This is a genomic window from Xanthomonas sp. F1 (assembly GCF_014199855.1).
Map to the genome: position 1 here is coordinate 42,441 of NZ_JACHOK010000011.1, position 23,769 is coordinate 66,209.

Genomic DNA, 23,769 nt, shown 5'->3' on the forward strand with positions numbered 1-23,769 from the left:
CCCCGTGTACCGCCGCGGCGCGCCGGGGCGGACACGCGGACGGCGGCCGTGGCCGCCGCCCGTCGGGCCCGGCTCACTTGGCCAGGTTCAACTCCTTCAACAGCCGCGGCGCCGGCATCACTTCCTGCATGATCCAGTGCAGGTAGCGCGAGTCGACGGCGATCATGCGGGTCATCGCCGGGTCGAACACCCAGTTCGAACTCACCGACTCCCAGTTGCCGTCGAAGGCCAGGCCGACCACCTTGCCGTGCGCGTCCATCACCGGCGAGCCGGAATTGCCGCCGGTGATGTCCAGGTCGGACAGGAAGTTGACCGGCACCGTGCCCAGCCGCTTGTCCTCCAGGCCGCCGTAGCGCTTGGCCTTGGCCGCGTCGAGCAACGCCTTGGGCGAGTCGAACGGCTCCACGCCGGTGTCCTTGGCGACCACGCCTTCCAGCGTGGTGAACGGGGTGTATTCCACGCCGTCCTTGGGCACGTAGCCCTTGACGTTGCCGAAGGTGATGCGCAGCGAGGAGTTGGCGTCCGGATACACGAACTCGCCCTGGCTCTTCTTGTAGTCGGCCACGGCCTGCAGGTAGCGCGGACGCGCCAGCAGTTCCTCGCCCTCACGGCGCTTCTGATCCTGCTCGATCTGCAGCAGGGTCGGCATCAGCGCCACCGCATAGCGCAGCGCCGGGTCGTCGCTGGCCTCGAACGCGGCGCGGTCGGCATGCAGCCACTTCAGGCGCGCGTCGGTGTTGCCCAACTGGGTACCGGCCAGGCGCGCGGCGGCGGCCTGCGCGTCGGCGCCGGCCAGCCACTGGTCCAGCGCCGGCAGGCGCTGCGCCTTCGGCAGCTTCAGGTACTGGTCGAACCAGTAGCGCTGCAGCTGGCTGTCCATCGCGGCGACGTAGCGGCGCTCCATCTGCTTCATCGCGCCCTCGAATTCGGGCAGGTCGCGGTCCTGGTAGCCCGGCTCGCGTTCGGCGTCCGGCTTGGCGCGTTCGATCGACAGGCGATACAGGGTCACCGCGCTGCCGAGCACGCCGGTGCGCTGCATCTGCCGCAGCACCAGGTCGCGGTCGCGGGTGGCCTTGGCCTGCTCGCCCAGCGCCAGCAGTTGCGCATGCGCCTGCAGCGCCGCCTTGCCCTCGCCGCCCTGGCGCTTGAGCCAGGCCAGCACCGCGCCTTCCTCGGCGTGCTTCTTGGCCGCCGCGTCGATGCGCTTGAAGCCTTCCAGTTGGCCCTCGTAGTTCTTGGCGACGTTGTTCCAGCTGGCCATGGTCGCCGCGTACTTCACCTGGATGTCCGGGTTCTGCTTGCCGGCCTGCTCCACCAGCGCGATCAGGTCGCGGTACTGGCGCGCGGCGGTGGGATAGCCCCAGCTTGCGGTAGCGTCGAATTCGGAGGCCAGCGCATAGCGGTTGGTGCGGCCCGGGTAGCCGGCGACCATGACGAAATCGCCGGCGCCCAGCGGCTGGTCGGCGAACTTCAGGAAGTGCTTGGGCTGGTACGGCACGTTGTCCTTGGCATAGGCCGCCGGCTTGCCGTCCTTGCCGACGTAGGCGCGGTAGAACGAGAAGTCGCCGGTGTGGCGCGGCCACATCCAGTTGTCGACGTCGCCGCCGAACTTGCCGATGCCCGACGGCGGCGCGTAGGCCAGGCGCACGTCGCGGATTTCCAGGGTACGGAACAGGCGGTAGGTGTTGCCGCCGGAGAAGCTGTACAGCTCGCAGCGGTAGCCGGCGTCGGCTTCGCACGCGGCGACCTGGGCCTTGTCGAAGTCCTCCAGCGCCTGCGTGCGCTTGAGCGCGTCGTTGCCGGCGGCGGCCATCGCCGCCTTGGCCTGCGCGGTGACGTCGGTGATGCGGTCGAGCACATAGATGCGTGCGTTCGGGCCGGCGCTCAGTTCGGCGCCCTGGCTGGCGGCGCTGAAACCGTCGCGGATCAGGTTCTTCTGCGGGGTCGAGTTGAGCTGGATTGCGCCGTAGGCGCAGTGGTGGTTGGTCACCACCAGGCCCTGCGGCGAGACGAAGCTGGCGGTGCAGCCGCCCAGCGACACCACCGCGCCCATCGGGTCGCCGGTGAGATCGGACAATTGCTGCGGCGACAGCTTCAGGCCGGCCTGCTGCAGCGGCCCGGCGATATCCGGCAACTGCTGCGGGACCCACATGCCCTCGCCGGCATGGGCGGCGGAGGAGGCGCCGGACAGGGCGGCCACGGCGGCGATGGCGACAGCCAACGAATTCGAACGCATCGAATAGCTTCCTTGATGACAGACGTTAGAGTGTAACGGCTGTCATCAAGTGACCGGACCGTGACCAATGGCACCCTGACCGCGCCGCAACATGGCCGCGTGGGCCGGGCGCTTATACTGCGCGCCCTCTTCCCATCGAATCTGCACCGACATGGCGCAAACAATGAAGGCGCTGGTCAAGCGCGAGGCCGCCAAGGGCATCTGGCTGGAACAGGTGCCGGTGCCGGTGCCCGGTCCCAACGAGGTGCTGATCAAGCTGGAAAAGACCGCGATCTGCGGCACCGACCTGCACATCTACCTGTGGGACGAGTGGAGCCAGCGCACCATCAAGCCCGGCCTGACCATCGGCCACGAATTCGTCGGCCGCATCGCCCAGCTCGGCTCGGCGGTCACCGGCTACGAGGTCGGCCAGCGCGTCTCGGCCGAAGGCCACATCGTCTGCGGCCACTGCCGCAACTGCCGCGGCGGGCGTCCGCACCTGTGCCCGAACACGGTCGGCATCGGCGTCAACGTCAACGGCGCCTTCGCCGAGTACATGGTGATGCCGGCCTCGAACCTGTGGCCGATCCCCGACCAGATCCCCTCCGAGCTGGCCGCGTTCTTCGACCCCTATGGCAACGCCGCGCACTGCGCGCTGGAGTTCGACGTGATCGGCGAGGACGTGCTGATCACCGGCGCCGGCCCGATCGGCATCATCGCCGCGGGCATCTGCAAGCACATCGGCGCGCGCAACGTGGTGGTCACCGACGTCAACGACTTCCGCCTGAAGCTGGCCGCGGACATGGGCGCGACCCGCGTGGTCAACGTCGCCAACACCTCGCTCAAGGACGTGATGGCCGACCTGCACATGGAAGGCTTCGACGTGGGCCTGGAGATGAGCGGCAACCCGCGCGCCTTCAACGACATGCTCGACTGCATGTACCACGGCGGCAAGATCGCCATGCTCGGCATCATGCCGCGCGGCGCCGGCGCCGACTGGGACAAGATCATCTTCAAGGGCCTGACCGTGCAGGGCATCTACGGCCGCAAGATGTACGAGACCTGGTACAAGATGACCCAGTTGGTGCTGTCCGGCTTCCCGCTGGGCAAGGTACTGACCCATCAGCTGACCATCGACGAATTCCAGAAGGGCTTCGACCTGATGGAAGAAGGCAAGGCCGGCAAGGTCGTGCTGAGCTGGTAAGGCGCGCGCCACGGCAACGCGGCGGTGCCGGAAAACACGAAGGGCGCCTCGCGGCGCCCTTCGTCGTTTCACGAGACGATGCGATCAGAACGCGATCGTGCCCGAGACCACCACACGGTGACCGGCCAGGCGCTCGGTGAAGTTCGCCGGGCCCTTGTTGTCGGTGTCGTAGTAGCCCACGCTCAACGCCAGCGGACCGACCATCTTGCCCACGCTGACGTTGTAGTCGGTGTAGTCCTGGTACGCGGTCAGCGCGCTTTCGTAGGTGGTGCGGCCGACGTGCGCGCCGACGCTGAAGCCCTGCGGCAGCGACCAGTTCCCGTCCAGCGCGTAGTAGAAGCTGTCCCGGTCCAGGTTGTACACGTCGTCGGTGTAGGCGACGGTCAGGGTGTAGGTCTTGAGGAACTTGGTCTTGGTGATCAGTTCGTTGTAGTTCGACTTGCCGGCGCCCGGATAGCCGTAGCGGTTGACCATCACGTCGAAGTTCCAGTCCGGGGAGAAATCGACGTTGTAGCCGACGAAGCCGTCCACTTCCCAATCCGGATCGCCTGCGCCGAAGTCGACGTTGGAGCCCCAGGTGCCCACGTACAGGCCGAACGGCCAGGTGTAGGTGAGGCCGGCCTGGAACGCCGGGCCCTTGTTGGTCTGGGAGACGCCACGGAACACGTAGTCGCTGACCACGCCGTAGGAGCCGGTGACCGGCGAAGCGGGCTCGTCCTGAGCCAGGACGGTGAGCGGCGAAGCGGCCAGTGCGACGGCCAGGGCGAGAGTGGTCTTGTTCACCGGTCATTCTCCTAGGGTTGACGAGGGATGGGGTACAGCGACGAGGCGCATGTCTTTACGGTTTTTTAACTGCTTTGATCGTGCAGTGCAACAACTTTTCACCTGCCGCATGCCAGGTCCAGACACAAAACGTGGGGATTCGCGCCAGGGGCGGACATGGCGGGCCGCCCTCGGCGGCTGCCGGCCCGTCAAAAACGGTCTCCGGCGCGCGGCCCTGGCGGTCAGACCGCGACCGACCGGACAGCCGGCGACGGCACCGACGCGCAAGCGCGGCAGTGGGCGAGCGGCATGACACGATGGACCTCAGTCGGGCCGGGCGAAGATCCCGAAGCGGCGTGCGTGCAGGTGCAGCGGCTGGCCCGGCACGTAGTCGGGTGCCCCCTCGCCCGCCGGGAGTTCCACTTCCACTTCATCGTGGCCGTGCGCCAATTGCGCGCGCAGGCGCAGGCGCGGGCCGCTGCGCTGAATCGACAGCACCGTCGCGGCCCAGCCGTCGCTGCCGGGCGCCAGGTCTTCCGGCCGCACATACAGCTCGACCGGACCACTGGACAGCGGCGTCGACGGCGCCGGCAACGCCAGCCCGCCGACCTGGACCGCACCGTCGTGCAGACGCGCCGGCAGTCGGTTCACCGCGCCGACGAAGGCGTAGACGAAGGGCGAGGCCGGCTGCTCGTAGACCTGCGCCGGGCTGCCGATCTGTTCGATCCGGCCGCGGTTGAGGATCGCCACGCGGTCGGCCAGTTCCAGCGCCTCTTCCTGGTCGTGGGTAACGAACACCGTGGTCAGTCCGGTACGTTCGTGCAGCTCGCGCAGCCAGCGCCGCAGGTCGCGGCGGACCTGCGCGTCGAGCGCGCCGAACGGTTCGTCGAGCAACAGCACGCGCGGCTCGATCGCCAGCGCGCGGGCCAGCGCCACGCGCTGGCGCTGGCCGCCGGACAGTTGCGCCGGGTAGCGCCGCTCCAGGTCGTGCAACTGCACCAGCGCCAGCAATTCCTGCACCCGCGCGCGAATGCGCGACTCGCTCCAGCGCGCCTCACGACGCACGCGCAGGCCGAAGGCGATGTTCTCGTACACGCTCATATGCTTGAACAACGCGTAGTGCTGGAACACGAAGCCGACCCGGCGCGCCTGCACCGATAGCGCGGTGGCATCCTCGCCGTGGATCAGCACGCGTCCGCGATCGGCATGTTCCAGTCCCGCGATCACCCGCAGCAGCGTGGTCTTGCCGGAGCCGGACGGCCCCAGCAACGCCAGCAGTTCGCCCTGGCGGATGTCCAGGCCGATGTCGTCGAGTGCGGCGAAATCGCCGAAACGCTTGCCCAGGTGCTGTACGCGGATGCTCATGGCAACCTCAGTGTCGGTGAATGGCGGCCAGCGCCGCGCCATGGCGCCAGTGCAGCCAGGACTTCACGGCGAGGGTCAGCAGCGCGGTCAGCGCCAGCAGGCTGGCGCAGGCGAAGGCGGCGCTGTAGGCGTATTCGTTGTAGAGGATCTCCACATGCAGCGGCAGCGTATTGGTGCGCCCGCGGATGTGCCCGGACACCACCGACACCGCACCGAACTCGCCCATCGCCCGCGCACTGCACAGCAGCACGCCATACAGCAGGCCCCAGCGGATGTTCGGCAGGGTGACCCGGCAGAAGGTCTGCCAGCCACTGGCACCCAGGCTCAGCGCCGCCAGTTCCTCGTCGTCGCCCTGCTGCTCCATCAGCGGCATCAGTTCGCGTGCGATGAACGGGAAGGTGACGAAGGTGGTCGCCAGCACGATGCCCGGCAGCGCGAACACGATGCGCGGCAGGCGCAGCAACACCTCGCCGAGCAGCGGCAACTGCAACCGCACGCCCTCGTCGATCAGCGGCCAGGCCCAGCCGTTACGGCCGAAGATCAGGATGAACAACAACCCGGCGACCACCGGCGACACCGAGAACGGCAGATCGATCAGGCTTACCAGCAAGCGCTTGCCAGGGAAACGGTGCTTGCTGACCGCCCAGGCCGCGGCCACGCCAAACACCAGGTTCAACGGCACCACGATCGCCGCGACCAGCAAGGTCAGGCGGATCGCCGCCAACGCGTCCGGATCGGAGATCGCACGCCAGAACACGTCGGCACCGCTGCGCAGTGCCTCGGTGAACACCAGCAGCAAGGGCAGCAGCAGGAACGCCAGCAGGAAGCCGAGCGCGCCGCCGATCAGCAACCGCCGCACCCAACGTGGCTCGTCGACCACCGAGGCCTGCGCGTGCGCAGGCACGGCCGCATCGTCGGCCCGCCCGGGGGCGCGCGCGGCCAACGCGGACACGACCGACGCCATCACGCCACCGCCCTGCCGCGCCGCGCGAACCAGGCCTGCGCCGCGTTGACCAGCAGCAACGACAGCAGCGACAACAGCAGCATCGCCGCGGCGATCGCGCTGGCGCCGCCGTAATCGAATTCCTCCAGGCGAATGGTGATCAGCAGCGGCGCGATCTCGGTGGCGTTGGGCAGGTTGCCGGCGATGAAGATCACCGAGCCGTACTCGCCGACACCGCGCGCGAAGGCCAGCGCGAATCCGGTCAGCACCGCCGGCCACAGCGTCGGCAGCAGCACCCGGCGCACGGTCTGCCAGCGCCCGGCGCCGAGCGTGGCCGCCGCCTCTTCCAGTTCGCGCTCGGCCTCGGCCAGCACCGGCTGCACGATCCGCACCACGAACGGCAGCCCCACGAACACCAGCGCCACCACGATGCCCAGCGGCGTGTAGGCGACCTTGACCCCGCCCGCGCCGCTGCTCTGCATCAGCCCGGCATAGCCGATCAGCAGGCCGCCGACGCCCAGCGCGGCCAGGCTGAGCATGGCGAGCGTGCCGAGCAGGCGCTGCAGCGCGCGCAGCGGCGCCGGCAACACGGCCTGGCTACGCCGCAACAGCGCGTGGCCGATGGCCGACAGCGCCAGCAGCAGCGCCAGCCGCGGCCACCACCAGGCCAGTGCCGGCAGGCTGGCCGCCAGCGCCTGCGCCGGCTGCTCCAGCCAGCGTCCGATCCAGCCGTTGCTGCCGTACAGCGCGGTCAGGGCGATGCCGGCCACCGCGGTCGGCAATGCGAACGGCAGGTCGATCATCGCGTCGAACAGGCGCTTGCCGGGGAAGCGATAGCGCACGAACACCCAGGCCACCCAGGTGCCCATCACCGCATTGAACGCGGCCGCGGCCAGCGCGGTGCCGAAACTCAAGCGCAACGCCGCCAGCACCCGCGGCTCGCTCCACACCCGCCACACACCGTCCCAGCCCAGTCCGCTGGTCTTGAGCAGAACCGCGAGCAAGGGGATCAGCACCACCAGCCCCAGCCAGGTCAGGGTGATGCCCAGGCTCAGCCCCAGGCCCGGCATCACCCGGCGCTGGCGCGGTGCGCGGGCAACGGCGGCGGCGGTCACGGCCATCGCGTCACTTGCTCGCCTGGATCTGGTCGAACAGGCCGCCGTCGTCGAAGTGCGTGGCCTGCGCCTTGGCCCAGGACCCGAACGCCTGCTCGATGGTGACCAGCCGCACCTTCGGCAGCCGCGCCAGATCGGCGCGGTCGGCGTATTCGGGATGACGCGGCCGGTAGTAGTGCCTGGCCGCGATCTTCTGCCCTTCCGGCGAATACAGGTACTTCAGGTATTCCTCGGCCACCGCGCGGGTGCCGTGCTTGTCCACGTTCTTGTCGACCAGCGCTACCGACGGCTCGGCCAGGATCGACAGCTTCGGCACCACGATCTCGAACTTGTCCTGGCCCAGTTCCTGCTGCGCCAGGAAGGCCTCGTTCTCCCAGGCCAGCAGCACGTCGCCGATGCCGCGCTGGACGAAGGTGGTGGTGGCGCCGCGCGCGCCGGTGTCCAGCACCGGCACGTTACGGAACAACGCGCGCATGTAGGCGAGGATGCGTTCGCGATCGCCCTTGAAGATGTGGTCGGCGTAGGCCCAGGCGGCCAGGTAGTTCCAGCGCGCGCCGCCGGAGGTCTTGGGATTGGGCGTGATCACCGACACGCCGCTGCGCAGCAGGTCGGGCCAGTCCTTGATCCCCTTCGGATTGCCCTTGCGCACCAGGAACACGATGGTCGAGGTGTAGGGCGCGCTGTTGTCCGGCAGGCGCGTGGCCCAGTTCGCATCGATCAGCTTGCTCTTGGCCGCGATCGCATCGACGTCGTAGGCCAGCGCCAGCGTCACCACATCGGCCTCGACCCCGTCGATCACCGCACGCGCCTGCTTGCCGGAGCCGCCGTGCGAGGTCTCCACCGCAACCTGCTCGCCGGGATGCAACTGCGCCCAATGTTTGGCGAAGGCGGCGTTGTAGTCCCGATACAGTTCGCGGGTGGGATCGTAGGAGACGTTGAGCAGTTGCGTCTCGGCGGCGGCCGCGGCCCCGGCGAACACGCACAGCGCGAGCGCGAGCAGCGGGCGCCAGCGGCGCGGCGGAAGGCTGGACATGGACGGTTCTCCGAAAGACACACAGACCGACGCCGCAGCCGATGCCCGCCGCGGACCATGACGCATGCTGCGCAGCGACAGGCGGCGGGTGAAATGACTTCCCGGCAGCGGCTCATGCCATTTGCGCATGACGACCCCGGCCTTCGCGGACGCCGCGGTAAAATCGCCGCTTCTTTCCGCCGCGCGTGCCCGTCATGACCGACTCCCGCCTCACCCAGCACTACGCCGAGGAACTGGACGCGATCCGCGCCCAGGGCCTGTTCAAGTCCGAGCGCATCATCGTCGGCCCGCAGGCGGCGGAGATCGTCCTCGCCGACGGCCGCCGCGTGCTCAACTTCTGCGCCAACAACTACCTGGGCCTGGCCGATCATCCGGCGCTGATCCAGGCCGCCAAGGACGCGCTGGACACGCACGGCTTCGGCATGGCCTCGGTGCGCTTCATCTGCGGCACCCAGGACCTGCACAAGCAGCTGGAAGCACAGATCGCCACGTTCTTCGGCACCGAGGACACCATCCTCTACGCCGCCTGCTTCGACGCCAACGGCGGCCTGTTCGAGCCACTGCTGGGCGAGCACGACGCGATCATCTCCGACGCGCTCAACCACGCCTCGATCATCGACGGCGTGCGCCTGTGCAAAGCCAAGCGCTTCCGCTACGCCAACTGCGACATGGCCGATCTGGAAGCGCAACTGCAGGCGGCCGACGCCGCCGGCTGCAAGACCAAGCTGATCACCAGCGACGGCGTGTTCTCGATGGACGGCTTCATCGCCCCGCTGGACGAGATCACCGCGCTGGCGAAGAAATACAACGCGCTGGTGCACATCGACGAATGCCATGCCACCGGCTTCCTCGGCGCCAGCGGCCGCGGCTCGGCCGAGGTCAAGGGCGTGCTGGACAAGATCGACATCGTCACCGGCACCCTGGGCAAGGCCATGGGCGGTGCGCTGGGCGGTTTCACCACCGGCCGCCGCGAGGTGATCGAACTGCTGCGCCAGCGCTCGCGGCCCTACCTGTTCTCCAACTCGCTGCCGCCGCACGTGGTCGCCGCCGGGATCAAGGCCTTCGCGATGCTCGACGCCGCCGACGACCTGCGCGCGCGCCTGGTCGAGAACACCGCCTACTTCCGCGAGCGCATGGCCGCCGCCGGATTCGACATCAAGCCCGGCACCCATCCCATCTGCCCGGTGATGCTGTACGACGCGCCGCTGGCGCAACGCTTCGCCGAACGGCTGCTGGAGGAAGGCATCTATGCCATCGGCTTCTTCTTCCCGGTGGTGCCCAAGGGCCAGGCGCGGATCCGCACCCAGATCAGCGCCGCACACACCCGCGAGCACCTGGATCGGGCGATCGATGCGTTCACCCGCATCGGCCGCGAACTGGGCGTCATCACCGCCTGAGATGCGCGCCGCGCTGCGCCAACGGCTGTTGCTGGCGGCGCAGACCGACGCGCAGGCGCAGCCTGCAGGCGGCGGTTGGCACAGCCGCTGCCTGCATTGCCGGCGACGCCTTGACGTGCGCGGCGACGGCGAGCCGCTGGGCCATTGTTCGCTCGAGCACGTGGTGCCGCAGGCCTGGTTCGGGCGCCGCGCCGCGGCAGCGTTGTGCGCCCAGGTGGGCGACGATGCCAACGATGCGCGCAACCTGGCGCTGGCCTGTGCCGGCTGCAATCACGCCAAGGGGCGCCACCACGATGCGCGCGGGCCGCAGGATGCGCGCGCCCGCGAAGTCGTCGCCGCCTTGCTCAGCGCACGGCTGGCGCGCTGGCGTCCGCCGCCGGCGCCAACGCCGTGACTTCGGCGGCGCTGAGTGCGCGCCACGCGCCCTTGCCCAACTCGCCCAGCACCAGCTCGCCGATCGCCACCCGCACCAGCCGCAGCACGTCCAGGCCGAGCGCGGCGAGCAGCCGCCGGATCTGCCGGTTGCGGCCTTCGTCCAGCACCACTTCCAGCCAGGCATGGCGCTCGCCCTGGCGCAGCAGGCGCACCCGCTTGGCCCGCAGCGGCTCGCCATCGTCGACCACGCCGGCACACATCCGTGCCAGCAGCGCCGCGTCGGGCACCGTATCCACCTGCACGTGATAGGTCTTGTCCGGGCCGCTGCCCGGATCGGTGACCCGCGCCGCCCACTGCGGATCGTTGCTGAACAGCAACAGGCCCTCGCTGGCCTTGTCCAAGCGCCCCACGGGTGCCAGCCACGGCAGGCCGGCGCCATCGAAACAGCGGTACACGGTGTCGCGGCCACGTTCGTCCTGGGCACTGGTGACCAGCCCACGCGGCTTGTTGAGCATCAGGTATAGGCGTGCGGTGTCGGCCAGCGGCGCGCCATCCACGGCCAACCGGTGGCGGCCCTGCAGGATCGGGAATTCGGGATCGGTGACGATGCGCCCGTCGACGGCGACGCGGCCGGCGGCGATCCAGCGCGCGGCCTCAGTGCGCGAGCACAGGCCAAGCTTGGACAGGGTGCGTGCCAGGCCGTGGCGCGGCGCGGCCGGCGTGGCGCCGCGCGCGGGTAGGCGCGGACGCGCGGGCGACGCCTGGGGCGCCGCCGGACGGCGGGAACGCGGCGGCTTGGCCCCTCGCACGGCGCGAACCGGCGCGGCCGCAGGCGGCCGCGCGCCGGACTTACTGCTTGTTGGCGTCGGCCGGCGCCGGCGCCTCGGCGGCGGCAGCGGGTGCCGGGGCCGGCGCCGGACGCGCCTTGACCACGCGGACGCCGCGCGCCTTCATCCAGGCGTCGAACTCCTCGGCGGTCATGCGCTTGCCGTTCTGGCTCATGTCGAACCGCCACGGCGTGTTGTCGAAGGCGGTGGCCGGCTTGTAGGCGGCCGGATCGTTCGGCTTTACCGCACCCGGAGTCGCGTTGGCCAAGCTCTGGCAGCCTTCGGCGCGCAGCCGCAGCAGCACGCGGTCCAGCGACTGGTCGCTGCTGTAGGACTGGGTCAGCACGCCGCTGGGCATGCCCAGCTGCACGTTGCGGCTGAACAGTTCCGAAGCGACGGGCGCGGCAACCGTGGCCGGCAGCGCCAGCGGCTTGGGCAGCAGATCGCCGGAGCAATCCGGTGCGGCGTGGGCCGCAGGAATCAGGGCAAGCGCGAGCAAGCTGGCCGTCACGATACGCAGCATCGGTTTTTTTCCATTCAGGCGAGTCGACGAGCGAGTGTAGGCAGGCCCCGGCGTGCTTTCAACTGTTACCGGCACTACATGCGCTAAATAGTTGGGATTGCTGAAAAAATTCAGCTTGGGCCGGTTGGTAATGCAGTCATGTAGAGCGGCTTAAGCCGCGACAGGCGTTCCTGGGAAAGCCCGTCGCGGCTGAAGCCGCTCCTACGGCAATACCGAATCCATTCACTGCCCCCACAAAAACAAAGCCCGGCACGAGGCCGGGCTTTGCTTGAGACTGGAAGCGTCCGATTAGTTCTGGACGTTCAGCTCGGTACGACGGTTCTTCGCACGGCCTTCCGGATTGTCCGAACCATCCGGGTTGGTGTTCGGGGCAATCGGACGGCTCTCGCCGTAGCCGATCGGACCGACCAGACGCGAAGCGTCCACGCCGTTCTTGGTCAGGTAGTCGTACACGACGCGGGCGCGGCGCTCGGACAGCTTCTGGTTGTAGGCTTCGGTACCCTTCGAGTCGGTGTGACCGGCAACCTCGACGCGCAGGTCGGGGTAACGCTTCAGGATCTCGGTGGCCTCGCCCAGGATCGCCACGGCGTCCGGACGCAGGTTCGCCTTGTTGAAGTCGAAGTTGACGCCCTTCAGGTCGATCGACACCGGCACCGGGCAGCCGTCCGGACCGATGGTCTGGCCAGGCTGGGAGTTCGGGCACTTGTCGTCGCAGTTATTGACGCCGTCACCATCGTCGTCCAGGTCGGCGCAGCTCGGCGCAGCGGCCGGCGGCGGCGGCGGGGCGACCGGGGCAGCCGGCGGCGGGCCCAGCGGGATCACGACGCCGACCGAAGCCAGCACGTCGCCGAACCAGTTCTGCGACGGAGCAGCAACGCTCTGGTCGTCGAAGTCAGCGCGGTAGGCCACTTCGGCACGCACGGCGACGCGCTTGTCGAAGGTGGTCTGCAGACCGACGCCGGCCTTGGCGGCAAAGTTGCCGTCCTTGCGCTGGCCCGGGGAGACCGGACCGCCGGTGTCGAACTCTTCTTCCGAGCGCTGGTAGCCCAGGCCGAACAGCAGGTACGGGTTCCAGCCGCGGCCTTCCTGGATGAAGTGGCGACGCAGGTCGAACGAGATGCCGTACTGGCTCCAGTTCAGATCCTGGTTGTTGTCGAAGTTCGGGTTCTGATAGTTCAGCTCACCGTCCAGCGACCAGTTCGGGTTGATGAACTTGCCCAGGCCCAGGGTGACGAACGGCGCATCGTTGGTGGTGCGGTCCTTGTCCTGGAAGTTGAAACCAGCCGAACCGGTCAGGTACCAGCGGTCGTCGAATTCCTGCGCGGACGCTGCCTGGGCGACGGCCAGACCGCCCAGCAACGCGGCGGTGAGAATTTTCTTGTTCATTAATACAACTCCTTGTTTCGGGGAGATAGAAACCGGTAGAGGCATGGTTCAGTACAGATGTCTCGTCACATCCAGACGGCCGTTTCCGCACGCCATCGCCGCGCACATTATGCGCGGCATAGTGAAGATGGCGTTAACGAGCACGTAACATGTGAAAGTCAACGCCAGACGCTTGTAGGCCGTGGATACACCCTATACAGCTTGATGAAATCACGCAATGCGGCAGGCGCGTGACCGTTTGCGGTCGTAGACAAGGACCCGCAGGACGACCCAGGTCTCACTGCGGCCGTGCCCATGGCGGCGGGTCGGCCAACGCGTCCTGCATGAACTCGACGAAGGCCCGTACCCGCGGCGGCACCAGCCGGCGCTGCGGCATCACCGCGTAGATGCCGGTCTCGGTCAGCGGATAGTCGGCCAGCACCTGGCACAGCCGCCCCTGCCGCAGGTCCTCGGCCACATGCCATTCCGAATGCAGGGCGATACCCTGGCCGTTGACCGCGGCATCGCGCAGCACCTCGCCGAAGTTGGTCTCCAGCGGCCCGGCCACGCGGACGGCGATCTCGCCGTCGGGTCCCTGCAGCCGCCAGGTGTCCTGCCGACCGTCGCTGCCGGTCAGCAGCAGGCAGGCGTGCGCGGCCAGGTCGGCCGGCGTGGCCGGGGTACCGTGGCGGCGCAGGTAGTCGGGCGAGGCGCAGAGCATGCGCCGATTGCCGGCCAGGCGCCGCGCGACCAGGCTGGAGTCGCGCAGCGTGCCGATCCGGATCGCCAGGTCGAAGCCTTCGCTGACCAGGTCCACGACGTTGTCGCTCAGGTGCACGCTCAACCGCACCTGCGGGTGCAGCGCCATGAACCGCGGCAGCAGCGGTGAGACGTAGAGGCGCCCGAACGCCGCCGACATGGTCACCCGCAAGGTGCCGGCGGCAGCGACGCCGGCTTGGCGCAGGCCACCGGCCAGCGACTCCAGGTCCTCGACCAGCGGCCGCCCCTGCTCGGCCAGTTGCAGGCCTTCCGGGGTCGGGTGCAGGCGCCGCGTGGTCCGGTGCAGCAGGCGCACGCCGAGCGCGCGTTCCAGCCGCTGCAGCCGCTGGCTGGCGACCGCCACCGAGATATCCAGGCTGCGCGCGGCGGCGCTGATCGAGCCGAGGTCGAGCACGCGCAGGAACAGGGCGATATCGCCGATCCGGTCCATTGTGTGGATTCCATTGAAAGTCGTTCAATATTTTTACTGTTTTTGCTGAGAACCTGCAGGCCTAGGCTGCCGTCCTCCCGCCACTTCCGGAGCCGCCGCATGGCCGCCTCGCTCGCCCCGCCTCCCCACCCGCCCGCTGCCGGGCGCGCGCCGATCGCATTGTTCGCGCTGACCGCCGGCGCCTTCGGCATCGGCACCACCGAGTTCGTGATCATGGGCCTGCTGCTGCAGGTCGCCGCCGACCTGCGGGTCAGCGTCCCCGCCGCGGGGCTGCTGATCTCCGGCTATGCGCTGGGCGTGTTCCTCGGCGCGCCGCTGCTGACCGTGGCCAGCCGGCGTTGGCCGCGCAAGCGCGTGCTGCTGGCGCTGATGCTGGTGTTCACCGCCGGCAACCTGGCCTGCGCGCTGGCACCAAGCTACGCGGCGCTGATGGCGGCGCGGGTGGTCACCTCGCTGGCGCACGGCACCTTCTTCGGTGTCGGCGCGGTGGTCGCCACCACCCTGGTGCCGCCGCAGCGCAAGGCCTCGGCGATCTCGACCATGTTCACCGGCCTCACCGTCGCCACCCTGCTCGGGGTGCCAGCCGGCGCTTGGCTGGGCCTGCAGTACGGCTGGCGCGCCACGTTCTGGGCGGTGGCGGCGATCGGCGCCCTGGCCACCGTGGTGATCGCCGCGCTGGTGCCGGCCGACCGCGACGCTCCGCCGGCGCCGCCGCTGCGCGAGGAACTGCACGCGGTCGGCCGCGCTCCGGTGCTGCTGGGCCTGGCGACCACGGTGCTGGGCTATGCGGGCGTGTTCGCCGTGTACACCTATGTGCAGCCGCTGCTGACCCGGGTCACCGGGGTGGCCGACAGCGCGGTGTCGCCGCTGCTGCTGGTGTTCGGCGTGGGCATGATCGTCGGCAATGTGCTCGGCGGACGCCTGGCCGACCGCCGCCCGCGGCAGGCGCTGCCGCTGAGCCTGGGCGCACTGGCCGTGGTGCTGGCGGCGCTGACCGTCGCCTTGCCGTCGGCGCCGGCGATGGCGCTGGGCATCGGCCTGCTGGGCGTGGCCGCGTTCGCCACGGTGGCGCCGCTGCAGATGTGGGTGCTGGGCAAGGCCGGCGAGGCCGGCCGGCATCTGGCCTCGAGCCTGAACATCGGCGCGTTCAACCTGGGCAACGCGCTGGGCGCCTGGCTCGGCGGCCTGGTGCTCGGCCATGGCGGCAGCCTGTCGCAACTGCCGTGGGTGGCGGCGCTGCTGACCCTGGCCGGACTGGCGGTGGCGCTGGGCGCGCTGCGGCTGTCGCCGGCCAGCGCCGCGCCCGCCCCCAATCACGGCGCGGGTTGCGCCGCCGGCGGTGCGGCATGAGCCGGCCGCTGGCGACGGCCGCGCTGGCTGCGGCGCTGCTGGGCACACGCGCACTGCCGGCCGACGCCGCACCGCGCGACTGGGTCGCGACCTGGCAGGCCAGCCCGCAGCCGCCGTGGAGCGCCGACTTCCCGTTCCCCACACAGACGCCGTTCCACCTGTGGCGGCAGACCGTGCGCCAGGTGGCGCGGATCAGCCTGGGCGGCAGCGAGGTGCGGGTGGAGCTGAGCAACGCCTATGGCGACACGCCACTGCATATCGGCGCCGCCTCGCTGGCGCTGGCCGGCGACGGCGCTGCGACCCTGCCTGGCTCGCAGCGACCGCTGCGCTTCGGCGGCAAGACCGAGGTGATCGTGCCGCCGGGCGCGCCGGTGCTCAGCGACCCGGTGGCGCTGCCCGTGCCGGACCTGGCCAGGCTCAGCATCAGCCTGTACCTGCCGCAGCCGACCGCGCCGTCCACCTTCCACTGGGAAGGCCTGCAGAGCGCGTAGCTGGCCGAGGGCGAACGCACCGCCGACGCCACGCTGGCCGACGCCAGCGCGCTGCCGGTGCGGCTGTTCGTCAGCGGCATCCAGGTGCGTCGTGCCGATGCCGCCGGGGCGGTGGTGGCGCTGGGCGACTCGATCACCGACGGCGCCGCCTCCACGCCGGGGCAGGACCGGCGCTGGCCGGACCAGTTGGCCACGCGGCTGGCAGCGCAGCGGGTGGCGGTGCTCAACGCCGGCATCTCCGGCGGCCGCGTGCTGCGCGACCGCATGGGCCAGAACGCGCTGGCGCGGCTGGATCGCGATGTACTGGCACAGCCGGGCGTGCACACCCTGATCCTGTTGATGGGCATCAACGACATCAGTTGGTACGCCACGCCGTTCGCGCCGCACGATGCGCCGGTGTCGGCCGAGGAACTGATCGCCGGCTACCGGCAACTGCTGCAGCGCGCGCAGGCGCGCGGCCTGCGGGTGATCGGCGCCACCCTCACCCCGTTCGAGGGCGCGTTGCCGGACTCGCCGATCCCCGGCTACTACAGCCCGCAGAAGGAGGCCGTGCGCCAGCAGGTCAATGCCTGGCTGCGCGCCGGCAACGGCTTCGACGCGATCCTGGATTTCGACGCGCTGCTGCGCGACCCCGCGCACCCCACGCGGATGCGACCCGAATTCGACTCGGGCGACCACCTGCATCCCGGCGATGCCGGCTACGCGGCCATGGCCGAGGCCGCCGCGCAGTTGCTAGGCGCCGACGCCCCCGCGCCCCCTCCTGCTGCTGCCACTGCGGGCGCGGTCGACACCGACACCGCGGCGCACTGACGCCGTCTCTCCCCCCTTCCCTCATCAGGAGTTTCCTCCATGGAATACCGTCATCTCGGTGCGTCCGGCTTCAAGGTCCCCGTGCTCAGCTTCGGCACCGGCACGTTCGCCGGTACCGATCCCTTCTTCGCCACCTGGGGCAACTCGGACGTGGACCAGGCGCGGCGCCTGATCGACATCTGCCTGGAGGCCGGCGTCACCCTGTTCGACAGCGCCGACGTCTACTCCGGCGGCGCCGCCGAATCGGTGCTGGGCGCGGCGATCAAGGGCCGTCGCGATCAGGTGCTGCTGTCGAAAGGCCGGCTTCCGCTTCGACCGCGAGGCGCCCAACAGCGTCGGCTCCTCGCGCTTCCACCTGGTCCGCGCGGTGGAGGCGGCGCTGACCCGCCTGGGCACCGACTACCTCGACCTGTTCCAGTTGCACGGCTTCGATGCGCACACGCCGGTGGAGGAAACCCTGTCCACGCTCGACGACCTGGTGCGTGCCGGCAAGATCCGCTACCTGGGCGTGTCCAACTTCTCCGGCTGGCAGTTGATGAAGTCGCTGGCGGTGGCCGACCGTTACGGCTGGTCGCGCTATGTCGCGCACCAGGCCTATTACTCGCTGATCGGGCGCGACTACGAAGAGGAACTGATGCCGCTGGGCCTGGATCAGGGCGTGGGCGCGCTGGTGTGGAGCCCACTTGGCTGGGGCCGGCTGACCGGCAAGCTGCGCCGCGGCCAGCCGCTGCCGGAGAGCAGCCGCCTGCACGACAAGGCGGTCACCGAGGCCGGCCCGCCAGTGGAAGAGGAGCGCCTGTACCGGGTGATCGACGCCCTGGACGCCATCGCCGCCGAAACCGGCCGCAGCGTGCCGCAGATCGCACTGAATTGGCTGTTGCAGCGACCGACGGTCAGCAGCGTGATCATTGGCGCACGGACCGAAGACCAGTTGCGGCAGAATCTGGGTGCGGTCGGCTGGACCCTCGATGCCACCCACGTGCAACAGCTGGATGCAGCCAGCGCGGCGGTACCGGCGTATCCGTACTGGCACCAGCGCGGCTTCGCCGAGCGCAACCCGCGGCCGGTCTGAGCCGCGGCCGTGCCCTCCTTTCCTTCACGTCCAGGAGCCTCCATGAAAGCGGTCGCCACCCTCCATCCCCTGCCGATCGACGATCCGCAGTCGCTGCACGACCTCGACCTGCCGACGCCGCCCGCGCCCGCCGGCCACGACCTGCTGGTGCGGGTGGAGGCGGTGTCGGTCAATCCGGTGGACACCAAGGTCCGCGGTAATGCGTCACGCGACGCCCAGCCCAAGGTGCTGGGCTACGACGCCGCCGGCGTGGTCGAGGCGGTCGGCCCCGAGGTCGACGGCTTCGAACCAGGCGACGAGGTCTACTACGCCGGCGACATCACCCGCGCCGGCAGCAACGCGCAGTACCAGCTGGTGGATGCGCGCATCGTCGCGCGCAAGCCGGCCACGCTGGACTTCGCCCAGGCCGCGGCGCTGCCGCTGACCACGCTGACCGCCTGGGAGCTGCTGTTCCAGCGCATGCCGTTCGACTTCGACGACGCGCGCAACCGCGGCCGCCGCCTGCTGGTGATCGGCGGCGCCGGCGGGGTCGGCTCGATCGCGATCCAGTTGGCGCGGCATGCCGGCTTCGAGGTGATCGCCACCGCCTCGCGGCCGCAGACCCGCGACTGGTGCCTGCAGCTCGGCGCGCACCACGTGATCGACCATCGCCAGCCGCTGGCGCCGCAGCTGCAGGCGCTGGGCATCGACCAGGTGGAGGCGGCACTGAACCTCGCCGACACCGACCGCTACTGGCAGGCGCTGGGCGAGCTGCTGGCGCCGCAGGGCCACGTCGGGCTGATCGTCGAGCCGAGCGGTCCACTGCACATCGGCGACCCGTACAAGGCCAAGTGCATCGGCATCCACTGGGAAATGATGTTCGCACGCGCCCGGTTCCACACCGAGGACATGATCGAACAGCACCGCATCCTGGCGCGCACCGCCAGCCTGGTGGACGCGGGCGAACTGCGCACCACCCTGACCGAGACGCTGACCCCGATCAACGCCGCCACCCTGCGCGAGGCACACCGGCGCCTGGAGTCGGGCAGCACCATCGGCAAACTGGCCCTGGTCGGCTGGGGCTGAGCGGCGGCCAGCGTTCGGAACATTGGCGCGATCGTCCTGCTTTGCGTACGGCGGTAGTCGGCAGTGACCGACCCGTGACCGGTAGTTCTGCTGCTGTTGCTGTTGCATCGGCCTTTGCTGTGCTTTTGATCTACCGGGTCCCCTCAGCGCGGCAGACATGGCGGGCGAATACCCGAAGGGCGACGCGCAGGATGCGCGTCGTTTTCCGCCGGCACATGGATGTGCCGTCGGAAAATGCCCGACTTGGCTGCGAACCTGGAGCGCGCAGCGCGGAAGGCGCGCTGCGGGGTGTGCTTGACCAGCCTTCGGCTGTGGTGAAGCGCTTCTTTTGGTTACTTTTCTTTGCACAAGCAAAGAAAAGTGACCCGCGCCAGCGGAAGCTTTTGCTCTTGATTCAAAGCTTAACGCGTCAAATCGCAGCGCCAGAACGAGTGCGACCTCAACCACCGTAAGGCACGGAAGGGCACGTAAGGCCAACACCCCTCTTGCCGCCAGCCGGGTTTCACGGCACCCTGCGCGCTTCCGTACGCCCGCGTATCCACGCCATGTCGCCCGCCCCCGGCCAGCCCGACTCCGCCTCCACCGCCTACCCGCACCTGTTCGCCCCGCTGGACCTGGGGTTCACCCAGTTGCGCAACCGCATCCTGATGGGCTCCATGCACACCGGCCTGGAGGACCGCGCCCGCGACTTCCCCAAGCTGGCCGCGTACTTCGCCGAGCGCGCCGCCGGCGGCGTCGGACTGATCGTCACCGGCGGCTTCGCGCCGAACGTGGTCGGCTGGCTGAAGCCGTTCGGCGGCAAGCTGTCCTGGCCGTGGGAGGTGCGCCCGCACCGGCAGGTGACCACTGCGGTACACGCGCACGGCGCCAAGATCTGCCTGCAACTGCTGCACGCCGGGCGCTACGCCTATCACCCCCTGTCGGTGGCGCCGTCGAAGCTGAAGGCGCCGATCAACCCGTTCACCCCGCGCGCGCTGTCGGCGCGCGGCGTCGAACGCCAGATCGACGCATACGCCCACGCCGCCAAACTGGCGCGCGAGGCCGGCTACGACGGCGTCGAGGTGATGGGCTCGGAAGGCTATCTGATCAACGAGTTCATCGCCCCGCGCAGCAACCGCCGCAGCGATGCCTGGGGCGGCGATGCCGCCAAGCGCATGCGCTTCGCGGTGGAGATCGTGCGCCGCATCCGCGCGGCCTGCGGACCGGACTTCATCATCGTCTATCGGCTGTCGCTGGTGGATCTGGTCGAGGACGGCAGCGACTGGCAGGAGATCGTAATGCAGGCGCAAGCGATCGAGGCGGCCGGCGCGACCCTCATCAATTCCGGCATCGGCTGGCACGAAGCACGCGTGCCGACCATCGCCACCTCGGTGCCGCGCGCCGCCTTCGCCGCGGTCACCGCCAAGCTCAAGCCGCACGTGCGGCTGCCGCTGATCGCCACCAACCGCATCAACATGCCCGACGTGGCCGAGCGCATCCTCGCCGGCGGCGGCGCCGACATGGTGTCGCTGGCGCGGCCACTGCTGGCCGACCCGGAATGGGCGAACAAGGCGCAGCGCGGCCAGGCGCAGGCGATCAACACCTGCATCGCCTGCAACCAGGCCTGCCTGGACCACGTGTTCGAGAACAAGACCGCCAGTTGCCTGGTCAATCCGCGCGCGGCCGCCGAGACCGAACTGAACTACCTGCCGACCCGCGCGCCCAAGCGCATCGCCGTGGTCGGCGCAGGCCCGGCCGGCCTGGCCTGCGCCACCGTGGCCGCACAACGCGGCCACCGCGTCACCCTGTTCGACAGCGCCAGCGAGATCGGCGGCCAGTTCAACGTGGCCAAGCGCATTCCTGGCAAGGAAGAATTCCACGAGACGCTGCGCTACTTCCGCCACCAGATCGACGCCACCGGCGTGCAGCTGCGCCTGCAGACCACCGCCGATGCGGCGCTGCTGGCCGACTTCGACGAGGTGGTGCTGGCCACCGGCATCGTGCCGCGCACGGTGGACTTCCCCGGCGCCGACCATCCCAGCGTGGTCAGCTATCTGGACGTGCTGCAGGGCCGGGTGCAGGCGGCGGACAAGGTCGCGATCATCGGCGCCGGCGGCATCGGTTTCGATGTCGGCGAGTTCCTGGTGCATGCCGGCGAATCGACCGCGCTGGACCCGGCGCGGTGGATGGCCGAGTGGGGCGTGGACCCGCAGTTCGAAGGCCGCGGCGCGCTGTGCAAGCCGCGCCCGGAGCCGTCGGCGCGCAGCGTGTGGCTGCTGCAGCGCAGCCCGGGCCGGCCCGGCGCGCGGCTGGGCAAGACCACCGGCTGGATCCATCGCGCCACGCTCAAGGCCAAGGGCGTGACCATGCTCGGCGGCGTCGAATACCTGGGCGTGGACGACAGCGGCCTGCGCATCCGCGTGGACGGCAACGAGCAACTGTTGCCGGTCGGCACCGTGGTGATCTGTGCCGGCCAGGAACCGCGCCGCGACCTGCAGGCGGCGCTGCAGGCCGCCGGCCGCAGCGCGCACCTGATCGGCGGCGCAGACGTCGCCGCCGAGCTGGACGCCAAGCGCGCCATTGCCCAGGGCAGCCGGCTGGCGGCGCAACTCTAGAACATGCACTGACCGAGTCGGTATCGGCGACTCGCCCCGGCAACGCCGCGTCGCGCATGCGGCGTGCTGTCCCCCCCGGCGCAGTCGGCGATGTCCTCGACCCCAGCATGTGCAAGCCGCCGTCACCTGCAGCCGTCAGGTCCGGCGACGCCAGCGACGGGCCTGCAACGCTCAACGCGCCGCGCAGGGGAACGCCGCGTGCAGCGCCTGCCCCACCGGAATCGCCGCGCGCTGCCGCAACTGCGCCGGCGGCAGCGCGGCCAGCGCGGTGAACACGCGATCGACCACTTCGTGCGCCAGCACGCCCTGGGCGCCGGCGCACCACTGCGTGCCTTCGCTGGCATCGGCGACGCCGGCGATGTACTGCCGCGCCATCGCGCTGGCCTGCGCGCGGCGCTGTTCGGCGCTGCCGGCGAGCGGCGTCGCCGCGGCCTGCGCATCGCCGCGCAGTAGCCGCAGCAGATCGGCGGCGGACAGCTGATACACCGCCTCCGGGCGCGCGGCCACGGACGCGGCGGCAGGCACGCTGCAGGCGGCCAGACACAGGCACAGCAGCCGGGGCAATGACGATGACAGCGACATCGGCGGACTCCTTGGACGACTGGGACCAGCGCCCTCGATCCTAGCAAGCCGGCGCGGCGGACTTGGTGCTGTCGCATCGTGCGGCTATAAGCCTGGGCATGCCGCGCCCCTCGCCCCTGCCCGCCCTGCCCCGCCTGCCGCAAGCGGCCCTGGCAGCGTATGCCGGCGCGCATTTCGGCAAGAGCCTGCTGTGGTACGCCGGCGAACTGCTGCTGATCTACTCGCTGACCGAACACGCCGGCCTGCACGCGATCACGGCCGGGCTGGTGCTGGCGCTGGGCCTGCTGCTCAGCGCCGCGATCGGCCTCGGCGCCGGCTGGGGCCTGCGCCGGCGCCTGCGCGACGTGCGCAGCGCCGGGCGCCTGCAATGGCACGGCCTGGCCGCCGCCGCGCTGGCGCTGCTGCTGGTGTTCGCCGCGCCGTTGCTGCCCCCGCCGTGGCGGCTGGGCTACGTGCTGGCGGTGAGCCTGCTGTTCCGGCTGGCCTATGCCGCCTGCGACGTGGCCCAGAACACCTTGCTGAGCCTGGCGCAGTGGCCGTGGCGCGGCCACGACGGCGCCAGCGCGCTGCGCCTTGCAGGCAGCGGCGTCGCGGCGCTGCTGATCAGCAGCGTGGTCGGCGCGGTGCTGGCGCGCGGCACCGACGGCGGCAGTCTGGCGCTGCAGGCCAGCGCGGTGCTGGCGGCGGTGGCGATGCTGTGCGCCTGGCAGTTGCAGCAGGTGCTGCGCCGTCATGCCGCTGCGCAGCCGACACCCGTCGGCACCACGGTCGTGGCCGCGACCGACACGGCGCCCTCCTGGCGCGCGATCCCCTGGCAACCGCTGGCGCTGATCGCAGCGGTTTCGCTGACCCTGCCCGCGTTCACCAAGCTCGCCCCATACGTGGCCGCCTACGGCCTGCTCTCGCCCGGCTGGGGCAGTGCGGTCCTGATCGCCTATGCGCTGGGCACGGTGCTGGTGCAGCCGCTGGCCGCGCGCTGGGGCCGGCAGCGCACGCCGACGCAACGGCTGGCCTGGCTCGGCAGCGCCCTGCTGTTGTGCGCGCCGCTGTTCGCGCTGGCGCTACCGGGGCAGCCACTGCTGAGCCTGGCGGCGGCGGCCTGCATCGGTGCCCTCGGCGGCAGCGGCGGACAATTGGTGTGGGCCTGGCATGCGCAGTGCACCGCGACCCGTGCGGTCGCCGAACACGCGCTGTGCTTCGCCGCGCTGACCGCCGCCGCGCAGGTCGCGCTGGCCGCCGGGGTGGTGCTGATCGGCCTTTTGCTGGATGCGCTGGACTACCGCGACGGGCACTGCCTGCTGCTGTGCTGGGCGATGGCGGCCGGCCCGCTGCTGTGCGGTGCGCTGTGCCTGCTGCTGGCCTTGCTCAGCGGACGCCGCCGATCGCTCCCGATCGGTGCCGGCCTGGCGACGAGCGCCAGCAGCGGTTGATGCGTCGGACACGGAGCGCTCACCGGCCAACGCCACTGCAA

General features: G+C 70.1%; 18 protein-coding genes and 2 pseudogenes. 9 read left to right on the forward strand and 11 right to left on the reverse strand.

The annotated features are described in order from the left end of the window. Positions 1-73: 73 nt before the first annotated feature. Positions 74-2,236, reverse strand: a complete 2,163-nt coding sequence (locus GGR71_RS18620; protein ID WP_160959328.1) for a S46 family peptidase — start codon at positions 2,234-2,236, stop codon at positions 74-76. A 151-nt stretch (positions 2,237-2,387) separates the two neighbouring features. On the opposite strand from GGR71_RS18620, the gene tdh reads away from it, so the two are divergent. Continuing rightward, on the forward strand, positions 2,388-3,419 hold the full coding sequence (tdh, locus tag GGR71_RS18625) for an L-threonine 3-dehydrogenase (protein ID WP_026144724.1): 1,032 nt from the start codon (positions 2,388-2,390) through the stop codon (positions 3,417-3,419). An 84-nt stretch (positions 3,420-3,503) separates the two neighbouring features. On the opposite strand, the gene GGR71_RS18630 is transcribed toward tdh, so the two are convergent. From GGR71_RS18630 to GGR71_RS18655, 5 genes are all read right to left on the reverse strand, one after another. Beyond that, a complete protein-coding gene (locus tag GGR71_RS18630) occupies positions 3,504-4,202 on the reverse strand; it encodes a TorF family putative porin (RefSeq protein ID WP_160959325.1) in 699 nt (232 codons plus the stop codon). Positions 4,203-4,505: 303 nt separating this feature from the next. Next, complete coding sequence (locus tag GGR71_RS18635) at positions 4,506-5,546, reverse strand: sulfate/molybdate ABC transporter ATP-binding protein (protein WP_160959323.1); 1,041 nt, start codon at positions 5,544-5,546, stop codon at positions 4,506-4,508. A gap of 7 nt (positions 5,547-5,553) precedes the next feature. Next, positions 5,554-6,510: a sulfate ABC transporter permease subunit CysW gene (gene cysW / locus GGR71_RS18640; RefSeq protein WP_160959321.1), complete on the reverse strand. Its 957-nt coding sequence runs from the start codon at positions 6,508-6,510 to the stop codon at positions 5,554-5,556. Beyond that, positions 6,510-7,610, reverse strand: a complete 1,101-nt coding sequence (locus GGR71_RS21195; protein ID WP_237474325.1) for an ABC transporter permease subunit — start codon at positions 7,608-7,610, stop codon at positions 6,510-6,512. Before GGR71_RS21195 ends, cysW begins: the two co-directional genes overlap by 1 nt. A gap of 4 nt (positions 7,611-7,614) precedes the next feature. Further along, the gene (locus GGR71_RS18655; RefSeq protein ID WP_160959318.1) at positions 7,615-8,637 is read right to left on the reverse strand and encodes a sulfate ABC transporter substrate-binding protein; all 1,023 of its coding nucleotides are present in this window, start codon (positions 8,635-8,637) and stop codon (positions 7,615-7,617) included. Between the two features lie 194 nt (positions 8,638-8,831). Here GGR71_RS18655 and kbl point away from each other — a divergent pair, with 194 nt between their 5' ends. Both kbl and GGR71_RS18665 read left to right on the forward strand, forming a co-directional pair. Further along, entirely contained in the window at positions 8,832-10,034 is a 1,203-nt protein-coding gene (kbl, locus tag GGR71_RS18660; RefSeq protein ID WP_160959315.1) for a glycine C-acetyltransferase, read from the forward strand. Between the two features lies 1 nt (position 10,035). Continuing rightward, entirely contained in the window at positions 10,036-10,428 is a 393-nt protein-coding gene (locus GGR71_RS18665; RefSeq protein WP_160959312.1) for an HNH endonuclease, read from the forward strand. Here the strand turns inward: GGR71_RS18665 and GGR71_RS18670 are convergent. The 4 genes from GGR71_RS18670 to GGR71_RS18685 all read right to left on the reverse strand — a co-directional run bounded on the left by GGR71_RS18670 (position 10,379) and on the right by GGR71_RS18685 (position 14,334). Further along, entirely contained in the window at positions 10,379-11,218 is an 840-nt protein-coding gene (locus GGR71_RS18670; protein WP_160959310.1) for a pseudouridine synthase, read from the reverse strand. The two genes, GGR71_RS18665 and GGR71_RS18670, sit on opposite strands and share 50 nt — an antisense overlap. 40 nt (positions 11,219-11,258) lie before the next feature. Further along, positions 11,259-11,759 (reverse strand): hypothetical protein, encoded by a 501-nt coding sequence (locus GGR71_RS18675; RefSeq protein ID WP_160959307.1) that lies wholly within the window; start codon positions 11,757-11,759, stop codon positions 11,259-11,261. A 288-nt stretch (positions 11,760-12,047) separates the two neighbouring features. Beyond that, on the reverse strand, positions 12,048-13,145 hold the full coding sequence (locus tag GGR71_RS18680; protein WP_160959304.1) for an OmpA family protein: 1,098 nt from the start codon (positions 13,143-13,145) through the stop codon (positions 12,048-12,050). A 277-nt stretch (positions 13,146-13,422) separates the two neighbouring features. Next, positions 13,423-14,334, reverse strand: a complete 912-nt coding sequence (locus GGR71_RS18685; protein WP_160959301.1) for a LysR family transcriptional regulator — start codon at positions 14,332-14,334, stop codon at positions 13,423-13,425. A gap of 99 nt (positions 14,335-14,433) precedes the next feature. Here GGR71_RS18685 and GGR71_RS18690 point away from each other — a divergent pair, with 99 nt between their 5' ends. From GGR71_RS18690 to GGR71_RS18710, 5 genes and pseudogenes are all read left to right on the forward strand, one after another. Beyond that, complete coding sequence (locus GGR71_RS18690) at positions 14,434-15,684, forward strand: MFS transporter (protein WP_184452203.1); 1,251 nt, start codon at positions 14,434-14,436, stop codon at positions 15,682-15,684. Beyond that, positions 15,681-16,985: pseudogene (locus tag GGR71_RS18695) on the forward strand (SGNH/GDSL hydrolase family protein). Before GGR71_RS18690 ends, GGR71_RS18695 begins: the two are co-directional and overlap by 4 nt. A gap of 39 nt (positions 16,986-17,024) precedes the next feature. Then, a pseudogene (locus tag GGR71_RS18700) lies at positions 17,025-18,057 on the forward strand (aldo/keto reductase). Positions 18,058-18,099: 42 nt separating this feature from the next. Further along, complete coding sequence (locus GGR71_RS18705; RefSeq protein ID WP_160959296.1) at positions 18,100-19,122, forward strand: zinc-binding alcohol dehydrogenase family protein; 1,023 nt, start codon at positions 18,100-18,102, stop codon at positions 19,120-19,122. A gap of 545 nt (positions 19,123-19,667) precedes the next feature. Further along, entirely contained in the window at positions 19,668-21,716 is a 2,049-nt protein-coding gene (locus GGR71_RS18710) for an NADPH-dependent 2,4-dienoyl-CoA reductase (RefSeq protein WP_160959293.1), read from the forward strand. Positions 21,717-21,887: 171 nt separating this feature from the next. Here GGR71_RS18710 and GGR71_RS18715 read toward each other — a convergent pair whose 3' ends face one another. Further along, on the reverse strand, positions 21,888-22,298 hold the full coding sequence (locus tag GGR71_RS18715; protein WP_160959291.1) for a Rap1a/Tai family immunity protein: 411 nt from the start codon (positions 22,296-22,298) through the stop codon (positions 21,888-21,890). 98 nt (positions 22,299-22,396) lie between these two features. Here GGR71_RS18715 and GGR71_RS18720 point away from each other — a divergent pair, with 98 nt between their 5' ends. Next, positions 22,397-23,728 (forward strand): MFS transporter, encoded by a 1,332-nt coding sequence (locus GGR71_RS18720; protein WP_160959288.1) that lies wholly within the window; start codon positions 22,397-22,399, stop codon positions 23,726-23,728. The last annotated feature ends 41 nt before the right edge of the window (positions 23,729-23,769 follow it).

What these genes read in the sequence shown, in the direction of transcription:
- GGR71_RS21195 (WP_237474325.1), bottom strand. Translation starts at nt 7,610, where the DNA reads ATGGCCGTGACCGCCGCCGCCGTTGCCCGCGCACCGCGCCAGCGCCGG.
- GGR71_RS18690 (WP_184452203.1), top strand. Translation starts at nt 14,434, where the DNA reads ATGGCCGCCTCGCTCGCCCCGCCTCCCCACCCGCCCGCTGCCGGGCGC.
- GGR71_RS18680 (WP_160959304.1), bottom strand. Translation starts at nt 13,145, where the DNA reads ATGAACAAGAAAATTCTCACCGCCGCGTTGCTGGGCGGTCTGGCCGTC.
- GGR71_RS18620 (WP_160959328.1), bottom strand. Translation starts at nt 2,236, where the DNA reads ATGCGTTCGAATTCGTTGGCTGTCGCCATCGCCGCCGTGGCCGCCCTG.
- GGR71_RS18720 (WP_160959288.1), top strand. Translation starts at nt 22,397, where the DNA reads ATGCCGCGCCCCTCGCCCCTGCCCGCCCTGCCCCGCCTGCCGCAAGCG.
- cysW (WP_160959321.1), bottom strand. Translation starts at nt 6,510, where the DNA reads ATGGCGTCGGTCGTGTCCGCGTTGGCCGCGCGCGCCCCCGGGCGGGCC.
- GGR71_RS18685 (WP_160959301.1), bottom strand. Translation starts at nt 14,334, where the DNA reads ATGGACCGGATCGGCGATATCGCCCTGTTCCTGCGCGTGCTCGACCTC.
- GGR71_RS18665 (WP_160959312.1), top strand. Translation starts at nt 10,036, where the DNA reads ATGCGCGCCGCGCTGCGCCAACGGCTGTTGCTGGCGGCGCAGACCGAC.
- GGR71_RS18675 (WP_160959307.1), bottom strand. Translation starts at nt 11,759, where the DNA reads ATGCTGCGTATCGTGACGGCCAGCTTGCTCGCGCTTGCCCTGATTCCT.
- GGR71_RS18710 (WP_160959293.1), top strand. Translation starts at nt 19,668, where the DNA reads ATGTCGCCCGCCCCCGGCCAGCCCGACTCCGCCTCCACCGCCTACCCG.
- GGR71_RS18705 (WP_160959296.1), top strand. Translation starts at nt 18,100, where the DNA reads ATGAAAGCGGTCGCCACCCTCCATCCCCTGCCGATCGACGATCCGCAG.
- GGR71_RS18655 (WP_160959318.1), bottom strand. Translation starts at nt 8,637, where the DNA reads ATGTCCAGCCTTCCGCCGCGCCGCTGGCGCCCGCTGCTCGCGCTCGCG.
- GGR71_RS18635 (WP_160959323.1), bottom strand. Translation starts at nt 5,546, where the DNA reads ATGAGCATCCGCGTACAGCACCTGGGCAAGCGTTTCGGCGATTTCGCC.
- kbl (WP_160959315.1), top strand. Translation starts at nt 8,832, where the DNA reads ATGACCGACTCCCGCCTCACCCAGCACTACGCCGAGGAACTGGACGCG.
- GGR71_RS18715 (WP_160959291.1), bottom strand. Translation starts at nt 22,298, where the DNA reads ATGTCGCTGTCATCGTCATTGCCCCGGCTGCTGTGCCTGTGTCTGGCC.
- tdh (WP_026144724.1), top strand. Translation starts at nt 2,388, where the DNA reads ATGGCGCAAACAATGAAGGCGCTGGTCAAGCGCGAGGCCGCCAAGGGC.